Raw genomic sequence first — 16476 nt, 5'->3', positions numbered from 1 at the left:
TTGGGACGGAATAATCCGCGTTGCCACCCAAATTGCTGGTTAATATTACAACCAGCCCCTCGACACTAGTATTATATAGGTTACTAACCTTTGCATTTATCACGCACAGCTCCAAAAGTGGAAAGATTTAACCTTTCACCGATTCGCACCACCCATCGGCTCTCTGAAGAAATTTATAAATCGTAGTTTTTATCATCGCTGTTTTTTATAACTATTAATTTGTTGCTATGTATATTATATATATATTTATGTTAATTTTCAAGTATATGTTTATATTTAACTTAATAACTAGTTTTGGAATTATATTGACCAGTTATAATATACTATAAATTTCTTATTAAAGTCTACTAAAAAATTAAGGTGAGGAAATTCACATAAAAATCTTCTCACCTTAAATAAATGTTATAAATATATCTTAAAAATTTTGCGATAACATCTAAATTATACTACCATAAAATTTTTCACTTACTTTGAATTACTGTGCATATGGTTATACATTCATTAACAAACTTTAACCCTTCTTTTATATTCCTATGCTTTAGCTCCTTTATATCAAATCCAAATACTTTATAAATTAACTGTACGCAATATCCGATTCCAATGGCAGTGACTAACGTTCCAATTCCGACAAAACCGCCTAGAATCCATCCAATAATTAGCGCTCCCGCTTCTATAAATAGTCGTATTATTCCAATTGGTTTACCTGTACGCTTAACTAATGCAATCATAAGACCATCTCTAGGACCACATCCCATTTCACATCCAATATACAAATAGCTTCCTAAAGCTGTAACAAATAAGCTTCCAATTAACATTATTATGCCTGTATATATGTTATTACAAACTGGAATAATTTTAGAATGTATGATTAAATCTATAAAACATCCAATCACTATCATATTCGCTATAGTTCCCATCCCAACTTTAAGCCCTAAAATACTTGTAATTGCTACTATTATTATTCCAACTATAATGCTTGCCTGTCCAATAGTTAAACTAGTTACATTTGTTAATCCTTGGTGAAATACATCCCATGGACTTAATCCTAGATTTGAATTAAGAGCCAACACAGTTCCTAATGCGCATAATAAAAATCCGAATGTCATTCTAATTATAAGTGCTAATAATTTCTTCATACTTCTCCTTTAATTTTCAAAATTATTTTTGGAATTATAGGCCAAATTACTTGCAATAATTCCATTAACTTAAATAATAGTTTCACGTGTGCAAAGCTGATTATAAGCTAATCTTTTAACTAATAGTCAGTTTACATCAATTCAATAAAATATTCAATTCATTTTTTAATTTAAATCATAATTATTATTGAAATAAATTCACTAAATACTAATACTGAATACTGCTACAATCTCTTTTGTAAGAAACTATCTCAAAACAAAGCAAATCCTAAACAATGTTATTAAAAATGTTAATATTATAATACACGAATTATCCTACGTTTTATTTTCCATAGTAATATGTATAATAATAAAATTAAAACTAAATTTAAGTTTATTAAAGCTCATGTTTAGCAACTTTAGGCAATTTAAATAATTTTATCTTTATTTTTTCTTTATATTAGATTAAAATTATTATTAAGCAAAAATAACAATATAGTTAAGAGGGAATACTACTTCAAGTAAATATTCTTTTCTTAATTTAAATACACTTATAAGTGAGGTAAGACTATGTCAAACGAAATAAATTCTTCTAATTTTATAAGAAATATCGTTGTAGAAGATCTAGAAAGCGGAAAGCATAAAGAGATAATTACTCGTTTTCCACCAGAACCTAACGGTTACTTACATATAGGCCACGCTAAATCAATTCTTTTAAATTTTGGTTTGGCTGATGAGTTTAAAGGAAAAACTCATTTAAGATTTGATGATACTAACCCTGTTAAAGAAGATACAGAATATGTTGAATCAATTAAAGAAGATGTACAATGGCTTGGTGGTCATTGGGATGAACTTTTCTTTGCATCTAACTATTTTGACGAAATGTACAATAGAGCTGTTCTACTAATAAAAAAAGGTGAAGCTTATGTTTGTGACTTAACAGCTGAAGAAGCTAAAGAATATAAAGGTACACTAACTCAGCCTGGTAAAGACAGCCCTTATAGAAATAGATCCGTTGAAGAAAATTTAGATTTATTTGAAAGAATGAAAAATGGTGAATTTGCTGACGGCGAAAAAGTTCTTAGAGCTAAAATAGACATGGCATCACCAAATATAAATATGAGAGATCCTGTTATATATAGAATATCTCATTCTACTCATCACAATACTGGTGATAAATGGTGCATATACCCAATGTACGATTTTGCTCATCCATTAGAAGATGCTATTGAACATGTTACACACTCTATTTGTACTTTAGAGTTTGAAGATCACAGACCACTTTATGACTGGGTAGTAAGAGAATGTGAAATGGAAGCTACTCCAAGACAAATAGAATTTGCAAGATTAAATATGACTAATACTGTTATGAGTAAGAGAAAATTAAAGCAATTAGTTGATGAAAAAGTTGTTGATGGATGGGATGATCCTAGAATGCCTACTATTTCTGGACTTAGAAGAAAAGGATGTACTCCTGATGCGCTAAGAAATTTCTGCAGCGCTATCGGTGTTGCTAAGGCTAATTCTGTTGTTGATTCCCAAATGCTAGATTATTTTATAAGAGAGGATTTACAACTTAAGGCGCCATTGTCTATGGCTGTGCTAAATCCTTTAAAGCTTGTAATAACTAATTATCCTGAAAATGATACAGAAATGCTTTCAATAGAGAATAATGCAAAAGACGAAACTCAAGGTACAAGACTTGTTCCATTCTCTAGGGAACTATATATTGAAAAAGAAGACTTTATGGAAAATCCACCAAAGAAATACTTCAGATTATTTCCTGGTAATGAAGTTAGACTAAAAGGAGCATACTTTGTTAAATGTAATGAAGTGATCAAGGATGAAAATGGTGAGGTAATAGAAATTCATTGTACTTATGATCCAGAAACAAAGAGTGGTTCTGGCTTTACTGGCAGAAAAGTTAAAGGAACAATCCATTGGGTAGATGCGAAAACTTGTCTTCCTGCTGAATTCAGGTTATATGAACCTTTAATTTTAGATGATGCACCAGAAAATGAAGGAAAACACTTCCTAGAACAAATTAATCCAAACTCATTAGAAATATTACAAGGTTTTATTGAACCAACTGCATTTAAAGATGCTAAACCTCAAGATAAATTCCAAATGGTTAGAAATGGTTTCTTTAATGTAGATACTAAATATACAACTGATGATAAATTAGTATTTAATAGAATAGTACCATTAAAATCATCATTTAAATTAAGCTAATAATAAAAATAAATTAAGGCAGATGAATCTTATATATTAGATTTCTCTGCCTTAATTTATTTTTAACCTCCTAATCCAGATAATTTTATATAAAACTATCTGATCAAAATTTTTTATGCCACTTAAAAATTCTTCATCATTTTCATTATAACTAAACCATAAATTCCACCTAATTTTCTATATTTCGCTAAAAGCCAACATTTACTATTAAGTTGATAAATTACATTTCGATAATAGAGTAAGTTTATATATTAGGGGGAATGCAAATGATTACAAAATCTACAAAAAAGACAAAAGGCTTACCTATAAAAACAAAACTTATTTTAGTAATGATCTTATTGCTGAGTACACCTGTACTTGTACTCGGATTAGTAAGTTATTATGTAGCAAGAGCTGAACTTGAAAATAGCGGGAAGGTTTTATTAAAAAATAGCGTAGAAATGACATTACAAGTTATTGATGCAAATCAAAAGCTTGTAGATCAAGGAAAACTATCTCTTGATGACGCTCAAGAAAGAGTTAGAGAATATATGCTTAGCGAAAAACAAGCGGATGGTACAAGAAAAATCAATCAAAATTTAAGCTTAGGTAAAAGTGGTTATTTGTTAGCTTATACTCAAGATGGAGTTGAAGCAGTTCATCCCAGTTTAGAAGGCAAAAGCGTGCTAGATTATAAAGATAAAAAGACTGGTGCACTATTTGTTAAAGATCAAATTAAAGTAGCCAATGATGGCGGAGGTTATCTAACTTATTGGTGGACACTTCCTAATTCAGATAAGATTTCAGACAAAATAACTTATCAAAAGACTGATCCGCATTGGGGATGGGTAGTTTGTGCCGGTACTTATATGAATGATTTTAATATTGGTTCAAATAATATTCTTATTACTACTTTGATTATATTATTGTCAGTAATTATTTTAGGTTCTGCAGTAATTATGATATTTGCAAAACACATATCTGCTCCAATTAGAGAAATTAGTGACGCTGTAGATACTGTAGCTTCAGGTAACTTGAATATTAAAGCCATCAAAATCAGAAACAGAGATGAAATTGGTAATCTAAATAATTCCTTTAATATAATGGTTAGAAATGTTAACGATTTTATAAGTTCAGTTAAAGATTCAATTAATGTTGTTTTTGATTCTTCTAAATTGTTAGATGAAATTGTCGCTGAAAATACAGCTTCTATTAATGAAGTATCAGATTCTGTTGAAGAGATTGCTAAAAGTTCAAATGAACAGGCTAAAGAAACTGAAAACGGAGTTATAAGAGTTAAGAATTTATCAGAGAAAATAGATTTAGTTACAAAACTAACAATAGAAACTAACGATATTGCAATTAAAACAACTAATATTAGCAACAGAGGTTTAGAAGCAATTGATTTACTTTCAAAAAAATCAATCGAAAATAACAAAGCCACTGAAAAAACTAGCGCTATAATAATGGAAGTAGATAAAACTTCTATTGAAATTGGATCTATCACTGAGGCAATAAGTCAGATTTCAGAACAAACAAATTTATTATCTTTAAATGCTGCTATAGAAGCTGCAAGAGCTGGTGAGCAAGGAAAAGGCTTTGCTGTAGTCGCTGAAGAAGTTAGAAAATTAGCTTCTCAATCTTCAATGTCTGCTTCAAAAGTTAAAGAATTAATCAATGGAATCCAAGATAAATCAAAGGCTGCTGTAAAAGCCATTGAAGACGGAAAGCTAATAGCTAAGGAGCAAAATAATTCTGTAATAGACGCTAAGGATATATTTGTTGAAATATTAAAATCTGTAGAAAAGATTACAAACGATATGAAAAACCTAAAAACTTATAGCCTTGAGATGGAAAACGAGAAAAATGAAATAGTTGAGGTTTTAGAGACTCTTTCTGCTTCAACTGAAGAAAGCTCTGCTGCAACTGAACAAATTTCTGCCACAACTGAGCAGCAACTAGCAAGTGTAAATCAAATAGCTAAACATACTCAAGACTTAAATAAACTTGCAGAAAAGCTTAGAGATGCAGTTAATGCATTTCAAGTTTAAATGAATTAAGTTCAAACTTTCCCATAAAATTAAAAAGGCATAGTGTTTGGAGTACGTCCAACCTATACCTTTTGCTTATGGTTTATATATTTAAAAATTTATCAAATCTGTTTCTTGTATTTTCTTCACCTATGATTTGCATTATAGTATAAATGTCAGGTGAATTAGTTCTATGAGTTAGTGCTGCTCTAACTGCTCCTGCAACATCCGAAATCATACCTTTATATTGATCTGGATTTGCCTTAAATTCTTTTCTATTAGCGCAATAGCCAAGTCTAATTCCTATTTCCTTTAAGTCATCAAACCAAGCTTCTTGACTTTCTACATCAAATTTAAATTCTTTCTTGTAAGTTTCTACTATTTCTTTTGCTGCTTCTAATGTAACTCCCTTTGGAAGTTCAATTTGTTCTGCTGATTCCTTATAGAATAGTTCATCAAAGAAATAGAAAATCTTATCTTTTACTTCATCCCATTTTGCAAAATCTTTTCTTGGTTTTGGACCTTCTTTATCTATATTGAAGATTTCCTTTGCCATAGTTTCATTTTCTGTAACTAATTTATACATTTCTGCATCAAATTCCTTAGCCCATGCTGTATAGTAATCATAAACATCAGAAGCCTTCATAGCAGCTATTCTATCTTTTGATACATCGTTTAATTTAACTAAATCAAATAATGCTCCACTCTTACCCATTTTTTCTAAATGGACTTCAAATTCATGATAATCAGCCTTAGGATTTTCAGCTCTCCATTCTTCATAAGTAGAGTTAACTATGTTAAGTAAATATTCTATTACAGTTACCACTGGGAATCCAACTTCTTTGTAGTAAGAAACAGCAGCTTCTGCATCCTTTCTCTTTGAAAGCTTTCTCTTTGATCCACCATCTTGTTTCATTATTGTTGGAATATGAGCATATCTTGGTGCTTCAAAACCTAATACTTCAAATAATTGAACGTGTATAGGAAGTGATGATAACCATTCTTCTCCTCTTATTACATCTGTTGTTCTCATTAAATAATCATCTATAGCGTGAGCAAAGTGATAAGTTGGAAGCCCATCTCCTTTAATAAGTACCACATCTTGATTATTTTCTGGGAATGATATATCTCCCTTAATTAGATCGTGGAACTCAACTCTTGTTTCAGGATTTCCTGGAGATTTTAATCTTATAATATACTTTTCTCCATTTTCAATTCTCTTTATAGCTTCATCTTCAGTTATATTTCTGAATTTTGCATATTCGCCATAGTAACCTGGAGTTATTTTATTAGCTATTTGTCTTTCTCTAAGTTCAGCTAATTCTTCTGGAGTACAGAAATCTGGATAAGCTAAACCTTTTATAAGTAAATCTTTTGCAAAAGTATTATATATTTCAGCCCTTTGACTTTGTCTGTATGGACCATATTCACCTTTAGAAGTTTCTTCTCCTGTCATACCTTCACTAAAATCCATGCCAAAATTATGCATAGTTGCTATCGTATCTTCTATTGCACCTTGAACTTCTCTCTTTTGATCAGTATCTTCTATTCTTAAATAAAAAACACCTTCACTTTGGCTTGCTAATCTTTCATTTATTAATGCAGCAAAAACTCCACCTATATGTTGGAATCCAGTTGGACTTGGTGCATATCTAGTAACTCTTGCACCTTCTTTAAGATTTCTCTTTGGATATTTTTCAATGTAATATTCAGTTGTATGTTCAACATTTCCAAATATTATATCTGCTAATTTTTCAAAACTCATTATTTGTATCTCTCCTTATCATTCTTCCTTACAAGGTATTATTAGCCCCTTGTCATGGCAATTTATATCAAGTGAAACTTGATTCAGGTGGGGTTGTTTGATCCCCATCTGAATCCTAGTTGAACTTATCCAGGAGCGTGCAGCCGTTATCCCCCGCTTAAAGAAGTGTGGGTATTACGGATGCTAGCTATCGGATAAACCACATAATAAATATGTAGAATAAATTCAAATTATTTAATTATCACAATTTAATAACATTACAAGATATTAATATCCTAATTGTTTTCCTACAATTATTACTTTTATCCTACCTTTAACAAATTGTCCTCTTATAATGGTAAAATCATTACATATTCTATTAGGACTTTTACAATCCACACAATACCCTAATTTAGTGCATGGAGTATCCTTCCCTAATCTTTTTGCATCAATCGGAGCAGTATAATTTCTAACTCTTCTTTCTGCTTCTTCTATATCTTTAACAAGCTTATTTGTTCCAGTCACTAAAATAACCTGCTTAGGACCATAAATCATTGGTGCAACTCTACTTCCATTACCATCAATATTGTATAGTTCTCCACTTTCAGTCAAGGCATTGGTACTACACATAAAAGTATCAGCAGAGAAGTTTTGCATATAAATACTTTTCTTTTCTTCGCTTGTAATACCGTCTCTATACTTATCTAAAAATGTATAATTTTCCTCACGAAGAAAGTCTATAACACCTGTTTCAAACAACGTCATAGAATCACCAACCCCTACAACAGAATTTTCATCTATGAGTTGTTTTAAAAGTTCCTTTAATTCATTATCATCATTTACAAAGAAACCATCCATATTACGTTGCCTTAAATTTTTTATAGTTCTATTAATTTGTTCTTCTTTGTACCATGAAATATTAACATCCATATAAATATTCTCCTTTTTAATATAAATAACATTAAGTTAATATTTTCTATCAATAGTGTGGTAATTACAAACTTTTGATTTCTACATATTTGTGAGAATATTATTCATTAATAAAATTACACTAAATTTGATTTTTCAATAAACTGATTTTCATTTCGAGCCATATTAATCATCTATTTTGATAAATAAGTTTATCACATAATAATTAACACTCACGTAACTTAAATCTTTTATTACAATTTTTCCTGGCTTTAAATACAAAAAAGCCTTTCATCCTAAAATATACTTAGGACGAAAGGCTGACTTCCGCGTTACCACCCAAATTGATTAATTTAAACATATTAATTTTAAATACGTTTGATTTAATCCGCTTAATTATCTTTAAGGGAATAACCCCATAAATATACTACGCTTTAAGGCATAGACCTTATGCTTTCTATTTATTACTCCAAAGCTTCCTTCAATAGTTTTAAATTCTAGGATTACACCCTCCCTAGATCTCTTATAATTAAAATTCTATTTACTCTTCTTTTTCATTGCACTTTTCTATATTTATATTTTATATAGTATTTACAAAATACAAATCAATTATACATTTTGAAAATGCTAATGTAAAGACAATTTATCTTATTATAACAAAAAATGCAATTATCTTAACTTACTACACCCTTTTTACATTCCAGGCATTTGCGACATGTTTGACATATTATTTATTATTTCAGGATTAACCATTCCAAATATCATTGCAATATGTGCAACAACTAGAAATCCTCCAATAAGTATAAAATGAATTTTTGCTTTTTCCCTTGATTTTCTATTCTTAAAGATTAACCCTAGTTCCATTAGAGCAATCGGCAAAAGGAAGATAACGCCGCTTAAATAAAAGCCAACTGCCAATACGTCAACCCAAGTATGCCATCCACCAGTATTTGTTAGAGGGATTACAGCATTTACTAATAGGTAAATGAATATTCCTGTAAAATAAATCCCATCAAATATACCAACAACCTTATTTAAAGTTCTTAACCCACCCTTTTGTACATTGTTAAAAATAATGAAAAATTCAGTAATTGTAAGTGTTTCCGCACAGATAACTGGTATTGCCATAAAAATAATTAAATTCCAAGGTTGATTATCTGCTAATAGTGACATGTAATGTGTCATATTCATAATTATTTCCTCCATATAATTTATCTAATTTTCATAATCTATATTACAAAATTAATATGAAGATTTTATGAAGATATCTAGAACAAATTTATAGAAATGTAGAATTCTAAATAGTCTCAGCATATAATATCTAAAGTAATTAATTAAAGTGATAAGATGAGATACATTTTAGATATTAAAGAGTGCGAATTTTTAGGAAAAGGTAAGGAAGGTGCTGTTTATTTAACTCCAGAAGGGTATGCCTTAAAAATATTTTATAATAAAAAGAAAGCTAAAAACGAAGCTGATCTGCTTGAAAAAGTTAATGGTAGCAGATTCTTTCCGAAAGTATTATTTATTGCTAACAACATGATTTTAAGAGATTATGTTGAAGGTGATAATCTAAGTTCTTATATAAAAAAGAATGGATTATCTTATAATCTATCTATCGAAATAATAAATCTTATAGAAGAGTTTAAAACTTTAAAATTTACGAGACTTGATATAAGAGATGCCCATATATTTGTTAACAAAAATGAGCAAATTCAAGTTATAGATCCAAGAAAGGTTTTTGTAAAAAAGACTCCTTATCCTAAGGAGATTATTAAAGTTTTAGTAAAATCAAATGTTTTTGAGGACTTCTTAAAACATGTTTTAAGTTATAAACCTAAGCTTATTAAATACTGGATTGATGGATATAATTACTTTAGATATACATCTAAAAAAGTGATACGCATTGATATGTTTGCTTCTTAAATTTTAATTTAAATAATCTGTCTAATAGCTCCATTAAGTATATTATAACTCTGAATTTATTCGTTTTATAATATACTTAATTTTAGGCTTAAGTTAAATTCTTAGCTTTTTTTTCTTTTAATGTATAGTACAATCACTATTCCTAATACCATTCCAATAATACTTATCAATTGTGCAATTCTTATATTACCAAGCATTAAGCTGTCTGTTCTTAATCCTTCTATAAATACCCTTCCTAAAGAATATAGCGTTATATAGCTTGCTACTACAACACCATCCTCATTATTTTTCTTTTTATATAGAATTAATAGCAAAATCAAACAAATCACAATGTTCCAAATTGATTCATATAAAAATGTTGGATTGTAGTAACTGCCTTCAATATACATGCCTTTCTGTATAAAGCTTGGAAAATGGCTTATAAATGAATGTGAAACTTCTCCACCATGCGCCTCTCCATTCATAAAATTTCCCCATCTTCCAATTGCTTGGGCCAAAATAATTGATGGTGCTGCTAGATCTAAGTATTTTAGCATATTTAATTTCTTTATTTTAAAGAATATGTAGGTAGCAATAAACCCACCAATTAGTCCTCCATGAATAGCTAATCCACCTTTTCTAATATTAAAAATATCTATCAAATTGTTTTTATAATTTTCAAATTCAAATATTACATAATATGCTCTTGCGCCAATAATTGCAGTAGGAAAGGCAACAAAAAAGCAATCTAATATTATGTCAAAGTCTATTCCTTTCTTTTTACAATTATAGTTTGCTAATATTATAGCTAATATTACTCCAAGAGCTATTAATATACCATACCACCTAATTTCATAGGTTCCAATTTGAAATGCTATCGGATTCATAAAACACCGCCTCTTCCTATAAACTTATGTATTTTCTAAAAATCTGCTTCATAGAAGTTTATCTTAAATCATCAATTAATATTATAATTGAAATAATTTCGTAAAGAATAAATTATATTGATTAGAACTTATATATTATAGCATTTATTTTAAAATATAATTGTAAAATTTATGTTACGGTAAAATTAATGCATACCTACCAGCTTTTAAAGATGTCAGGTATGCATTCTTTATATTTTTAAATACAGACTTTATTTTCAAATATTTCTTTTCCTGCTAGACTTCAATCTTTGCTATTGAAGTTTTCACTGACACACCATCAATACGGTCAAGCTGCTCTGTAAAATCATTTATTGTTTCTTCTGATTCCCCTGTAAGAGCTATAGATATAACTGATAACTCATCAGCAAAAGGTATCCCCATCCTTCCTTTTATGCTTCCTCTAAATGATGCTACTACATCATTAAATTCATCTTGTACTTCCTTTGGATGCTCTAATATTGCACTCACTACTCCTATTTTAGACATTTTCATTCCTCCATTGATTTTATGTAAAAAAACAAGATCTTCCTTTTTATGAAGATCTTCTTTTCATCAATGTATAGTTTATCTATTTTTTTTTAACTTATTCATTATTCATATTATTTTATTCCAACTTATTTTTAATTAATGTATTGCCATCTCTAGAAATTATTCCTTTAGAATATGATTGAACCAATTCCCCTTTATATTTTATGTTTTTATTACTTGTTAATTCTAATACACTATTATCTGATTTACTATTAATATAAACTTTACCCGAATAATCGATTAGTATATCATTTTTATCAACAGGTTTCGCAAGTTTTAATTGATTCCATTTCCTCTGACTATCAGATAACACGCTGTAATATATATTTTTAATTTTGTTGTCTGCTACTTCGCCAAAATACACATTATCATTAACATCAGCTCCTAATATTTTTGCACTTTTAACATTAGGTATTGATACATTTCCTTTTGTATTTAATATAGTTATATTGTTATTTTCCTCCATTATCGCATTAGTGCTAGTTGTTGGTACTACAACATTTCCTATAACTTTTTCACTTTTAACCTTCTTCAACTGATTCATTACGTTTGCGTAATACAAATCACATTTTCCACTACTCTTCTTCACTTCTATATATAAACTATGAGTTAATGTTGAAAATACAACATTATTAATTTCATCCTTTGTACTCTCAAGCTTAATTCTAACCTTTTTTAAATCAAAGTCTGCAAGATCCCTTGCTTCTCCTTTTTTAGCATCAAAAGATATAGGCTCAAAATAGTACGCACCTTTTTCCTTTATCTTTTGAATTATTATCATATTATCTTCACTATTAAGCCATCTATAGAATACAATTTCTGAACCACTATCTGTATCACATACTTTTTCCTTATCATCATTGCTATCTAATGTTTTAAGCTTACTGTCTTCTATATATGATACATATCTTGCATCTGAAGATACTTTAATTTCACTTACTCCCTTTTTTATATTAATCTCTGTTTTCTTATCAGCTACATTATCCTCATCTTTAACTTCTTCAGCTTTTATATTAAGATCAGATGCCAAATATACTTTATCAAAATATAAAAATATGCATTGCTGTAATATTAGAGCAAGCGCACACCATGCTAATCTTCTTTTAATATTTCTCATCACTTATCCTCCTTTTACTGTTCCACATAAAATGCTGTAGCAACGGTTCTTTCACCATCCCAAGCATTAGGAGAATTTATAACATTTCCTTTATAATACATAGTTGAAGAATATCCTCCATCAAGAGCACCTGCATTAACAGCACCTCTTTCCATCATTATCTCTTGAACATCATATAAACTTGCTCCCGGTGACGTTATCTTTCTGCCATCTATAACTAATAGAATTATAGTTCCATCTTGTTTCTGACCAACTGCAGTTCTAGGATTAAGCCCATCTTCCATTTTATTTTTTACTTGTCGGATCCCATTAATTACAATATTAGGTCTTCTAAAACACATAGCTTCCTGTACATTCATCTTTTTTAAATCAGCCAAACTATGATCCCCAACTACTAGTTCTCCACTTTTTGTAAATGCAATTACATTTTCAACTTTTTTCTCATCTGCACCAGACTTCGGATAAATAACATTTCCGCCTGATATTACAAATCCACCAGGTTCAGATCCAGTACCTGCATAAGCAGTTCCATCAGTTGATTTATCAATAAATGATCCACCATTAATAGCTGCAACAGCATTATTATCTTCCGCCATCTGACTTGTCTTTTCACCCATTTTACCTAAAAACTTAGTCATTGCAACCTTCATTTTTAATGGATTTTTCACTTCTAACACATATCCATCAAATCTCTGAGTATGTATATCGTATCGATTTATTTCATTTCCAACTTTATATTTAACATTTATTTTTTTCATATCTTGAAAAACTTCTTGACTATCACTCTCTTCATCTATTCCAAGAAGTTTGTTTAAAGCTGATTGTGGAATTATATCATTTATTAAATAAGCATGCCTTGTTGCTAGGACTGTTGATATAAATGTTTTTCTCGTATTATCATATGGTCCAAAGAATAATACCAATGGCGTTGTTATAGCTAAAAAGATAAACATATCCAATAATCCCTTTAAAAGTACTCTCGAATTAGATTTTCTTTTCTTTCTTTTGTGCGTTTTTTTTCTTGGCTTATGGTTTGTTTGTTTATCCATATATTCCTCCGAAATCTATATTTATTTAATATTTTCATTATCTCCTATTATATAGGAAATAATCCTCTGAGAGGTTACAAAAAAATTAAGAATTCCATATTTATACAATTCATTTTTTATTTTTTAAGTCTTTCCCTTTTAGAATAAACAGGGAGAATTCTAAAAATAGACTTCATCTTCTATTTTAAAATCCTCCCCAATTCTAAACTAAATTTTTAAGCCATATCCTTTGCTTGTATCTTCTAAACCCAAGTATAAATTTGTATACTTCTTCAAATGTGACCATTGCATATACGAAATATATCTGAAGCTCAAGTAGCATTCCACCTAAATAGGCAAACGGTATGCCAACTAACCATACTCCAGTAATATCTAGCATTAATGCTGCTTTAGTGTCTCCACCACTTCTAAGTATACCAACAATATTTACCCAATTAAATATCTTAAATGGTAAATAACATGAAAAAACTATTAAACATCTGCTAATATCTACTGCTACACTTTCAGTTACATTAAACAACGTAATTATTGGGCTTCTAATAAACAAGCATGTTGCAGACATTATTAAAGCAAAAATAAACTGCAGGATTATAAAATACTTTGCATGACTTTCTGCGTCATCCAATTTATTGGCACCTAATTCATTTCCCAATATAACCGCAGTTGCTGCACTTATCCCCTGAAATACAACTGTCATTATTTGTTCAACTGTTTGGGTTATTGTGATTGCTGCAACAGCTCCATCGCCCATTCTCCCATATACTAAAGAATACATTGTTACTCCCAAGCCCCACATAAATTCATTAATTATAACCGGAGATACAGTTGAAGCATATAATTTTGTAAACTTCTTATTAAAAGATATGAGTTCTTTAAATTTTGCAGCTGCTGGTCCTTTTTCATAATATACTATGGCTAAAATACATGTGCATTCAATTGTTCTAGCTATTAGAGTTGCAATAGCTTCTCCTTGCACTCCAAGAGCTGGTACACCAAAATGTCCAAATATTAACGTGTAATTTAGCATTACTTTAATACAAATAGAAAACACTGTTATTACAACAGGAGCTTTCACTTGGTTTACTCCTCTTAAAAGCGCCACATAAACGTTTGTGACTGCAGTTAAAGGGTAACTAATTGCAGCTATAGCCAAATATGATGCACCTATTTTTATTGTATTTTCATTTGGCGTAAAAATACTCATAACTATTTCGGGACATATTAAGCTCGGTATTACAAAAATAATTGATCCAGCTAAACCTATAATCAGAGACATACCTAATACTCTTCTTATATTTTTTATATCATTTTTGCCAAAATATTGAGCAGTTAAAATTGAAGACCCACTAACAATCCCAAATAATAGCAATGTAAAAACAAAGAATACTTTATTTGCAAGGCCAACTGCTGCAATTGAACTTTGACCCAAACTTCCAATCATTACAGTATCCACAAGATTCAAGCTTGTGTTTAACAGAGCTTGCAATGTTATTGGTACTGTAATAGATATAGCTTTGTGTATAAATTTCTTATCTTCCAAAATGTTTTTTAAAGTCTCAGTTATTATCATATTTAGTACCTCATTATCTGCGCTTTCTTAATATCAAATTCTATTTTACTTTAGTTTACTCAGCTGCGTCTACCATATATTTAATATTTTTTAAGATTTTGTGGGTATACACAATGAAATATAATTTAATGATTTTGGTTCGCTTAATAAGTTCCAAATTGTGCTTCGCGCTCTTTTCATATGTGCGCGCTTTTTTAGAGGTGTGTGCTTTTCTATCAGTTGTTCTTATTATATATTAATGAGATTTTTTTTATTGATTATATGTTTTTGGTTTCTCTTTTTTCTAAGGTAAGTGCTTTCTTCTAATTTAAATGATTTTGGTTGCGCTTCACGCTTTTTTATAAGGTGCGTACTTTTTTATCAGTTGTTCTTATTACATATTACTAACACTTTTTTAATTAATAATATGTTTTTGGTTGCGCTTCGCGCTTTTTTTATAGGTGTATATCTTTTATATTTTTAATCTGGTATAATGATGTAATGTTTAAATTAATTATATATGTGTCATAATATATACAAAACCTTGAAAAATAACTTATTTTGTGTTATTTTTCAAATTAGATTGTCATTCACATATATTAATAAACATTAAATCATGAAAGAGGTGCTTAACCATAAATACAAATTATAAAACTCAAGAAAATAAATATACTGAAAAAGGTAATCTTACTGAAATTACTATCTTAAAGAAAGATGGAAGTGAACTAGTTTGCAAGATAGACACATTCGACGCTAAAAAAGTTAAAGAAGCTGGAATTTGGTTTGCTGAATGGCATAAAGATTTTAATAATTATCTTGTTCAAACTTTAGAGACTGCTAAAGTTAATGGAAAAACAGTTTCCACTAAAAAATCAATTCAATCTGTTATTTTAGATGTTAATCCAAAGACTCCAATAAAACACTTAAACGGGAATACTTTAGATAACAGAAAAGAAAATTTAGAATTATATAATAGAAGTTTAAAAAATGATTGTACTAAGATTGATCATGATACAATGGGTATAATTTTAAGAGATAAATTTGGAAATCATAAGGATACTGCTTTAATTTCAATGGAAGATGTAAATAAAGTAGTAAAAGACGGTTACAACTGGGTTCTTTACAAAAAGGGTACTGAAACTATGGTTGTTGCAAATACTTCTGAGGGTAGAATTCGTTTAGACAGATTAATTATGAACCCAGACGAAACAATGAAAGTACATCATATAAATTTAAATCCTTTAGATAATAGAAGAAAAAATTTAGAAAATCAACCTATTTAGTTGATTTACTTTATTTCATTAGTTCTTTTTCTATAATTCAAAAATTATTGTAATTAAACAAAATAATAAAGCATACATTAATGTGTGCTTTATTATTTTATTATTTC

General features: G+C 29.3%; 13 protein-coding genes and 2 other annotated features (1 of these 15 only partly in view). Of the genes, 4 read left to right on the top strand and 9 right to left on the bottom strand.

Going from position 1 to position 16476, the window contains the following annotated elements; all coding sequences use genetic code 11:
• Positions 1–205 (bottom strand) — a binding site (T-box leader) (it extends 2 nt beyond the left edge of the window).
• A gap of 256 nt (positions 206–461) precedes the next feature.
• Positions 462–1136 carry a YczE/YyaS/YitT family protein gene (locus tag PZA12_RS07625; RefSeq protein WP_078115029.1) on the bottom strand — a complete coding sequence of 225 codons (675 nt, stop codon included), beginning with the start codon at positions 1134–1136 and terminating at the stop codon, positions 462–464.
• Positions 1137–1685: 549 nt separating this feature from the next.
• Between PZA12_RS07625 and PZA12_RS07620 the strand changes: the two genes are divergently transcribed.
• Positions 1686–3347: a glutamine--tRNA ligase/YqeY domain fusion protein gene (locus tag PZA12_RS07620; protein ID WP_078115028.1), complete on the top strand. Its 1662-nt coding sequence runs from the start codon at positions 1686–1688 to the stop codon at positions 3345–3347.
• A 266-nt stretch (positions 3348–3613) separates the two neighbouring features.
• Positions 3614–5377, top strand: coding sequence for a methyl-accepting chemotaxis protein (locus tag PZA12_RS07615; protein WP_078115027.1), 1764 nt, complete (start codon positions 3614–3616; stop codon positions 5375–5377).
• Positions 5378–5459: 82 nt separating this feature from the next.
• On the opposite strand, the gene gltX is transcribed toward PZA12_RS07615, so the two are convergent.
• The 3 genes from gltX to PZA12_RS07600 all read right to left on the bottom strand — a co-directional run bounded on the left by gltX (position 5460) and on the right by PZA12_RS07600 (position 9200).
• Entirely contained in the window at positions 5460–7121 is a 1662-nt protein-coding gene (gene gltX / locus PZA12_RS07610) for a glutamate--tRNA ligase (RefSeq protein WP_078115026.1), read from the bottom strand.
• Between the two features lie 267 nt (positions 7122–7388).
• The gene (locus PZA12_RS07605) at positions 7389–8030 is read right to left on the bottom strand and encodes a lactate utilization protein (protein WP_078115025.1); all 642 of its coding nucleotides are present in this window, start codon (positions 8028–8030) and stop codon (positions 7389–7391) included.
• 284 nt (positions 8031–8314) lie between these two features.
• Positions 8315–8576 (bottom strand) — a binding site (T-box leader).
• Positions 8577–8702: 126 nt separating this feature from the next.
• Positions 8703–9200: a DUF6803 family protein gene (locus tag PZA12_RS07600; protein ID WP_103697718.1), complete on the bottom strand. Its 498-nt coding sequence runs from the start codon at positions 9198–9200 to the stop codon at positions 8703–8705.
• A gap of 156 nt (positions 9201–9356) precedes the next feature.
• Here PZA12_RS07600 and PZA12_RS07595 point away from each other — a divergent pair, with 156 nt between their 5' ends.
• Positions 9357–9935, top strand: a complete 579-nt coding sequence (locus tag PZA12_RS07595) for a serine/threonine protein kinase (RefSeq protein ID WP_077845035.1) — start codon at positions 9357–9359, stop codon at positions 9933–9935.
• Positions 9936–10036: 101 nt separating this feature from the next.
• Here PZA12_RS07595 and lgt read toward each other — a convergent pair whose 3' ends face one another.
• From lgt to PZA12_RS07570, 5 genes are all read right to left on the bottom strand, one after another.
• Positions 10037–10801 (bottom strand): prolipoprotein diacylglyceryl transferase, encoded by a 765-nt coding sequence (gene lgt / locus PZA12_RS07590; RefSeq protein ID WP_103697717.1) that lies wholly within the window; start codon positions 10799–10801, stop codon positions 10037–10039.
• 276 nt (positions 10802–11077) lie between these two features.
• Positions 11078–11329, bottom strand: coding sequence for a TM1266 family iron-only hydrogenase system putative regulator (locus PZA12_RS07585; protein ID WP_011968754.1), 252 nt, complete (start codon positions 11327–11329; stop codon positions 11078–11080).
• A gap of 118 nt (positions 11330–11447) precedes the next feature.
• On the bottom strand, positions 11448–12488 hold the full coding sequence (locus tag PZA12_RS07580; protein WP_103697716.1) for a hypothetical protein: 1041 nt from the start codon (positions 12486–12488) through the stop codon (positions 11448–11450).
• A 14-nt stretch (positions 12489–12502) separates the two neighbouring features.
• A complete protein-coding gene (locus PZA12_RS07575) occupies positions 12503–13537 on the bottom strand; it encodes a phosphodiester glycosidase family protein (RefSeq protein WP_011968752.1) in 1035 nt (344 codons plus the stop codon).
• A 202-nt stretch (positions 13538–13739) separates the two neighbouring features.
• Positions 13740–15107: an MATE family efflux transporter gene (locus PZA12_RS07570; protein ID WP_077838828.1), complete on the bottom strand. Its 1368-nt coding sequence runs from the start codon at positions 15105–15107 to the stop codon at positions 13740–13742.
• Between the two features lie 614 nt (positions 15108–15721).
• On the opposite strand from PZA12_RS07570, the gene PZA12_RS07565 reads away from it, so the two are divergent.
• Positions 15722–16369: a hypothetical protein gene (locus tag PZA12_RS07565; protein ID WP_078115022.1), complete on the top strand. Its 648-nt coding sequence runs from the start codon at positions 15722–15724 to the stop codon at positions 16367–16369.
• Positions 16370–16476 lie beyond the last annotated feature (107 nt).

Origin of the sequence: Clostridium beijerinckii (genome assembly GCF_036699995.1) — a bacterium.
In the GTDB taxonomy this organism is placed as follows: domain Bacteria; phylum Bacillota; class Clostridia; order Clostridiales; family Clostridiaceae; genus Clostridium; species Clostridium helianthi.
The sequence above is the reverse complement of the archived record's forward strand: the minus strand, read 5'-3'. Positions and strand labels throughout refer to the sequence as shown.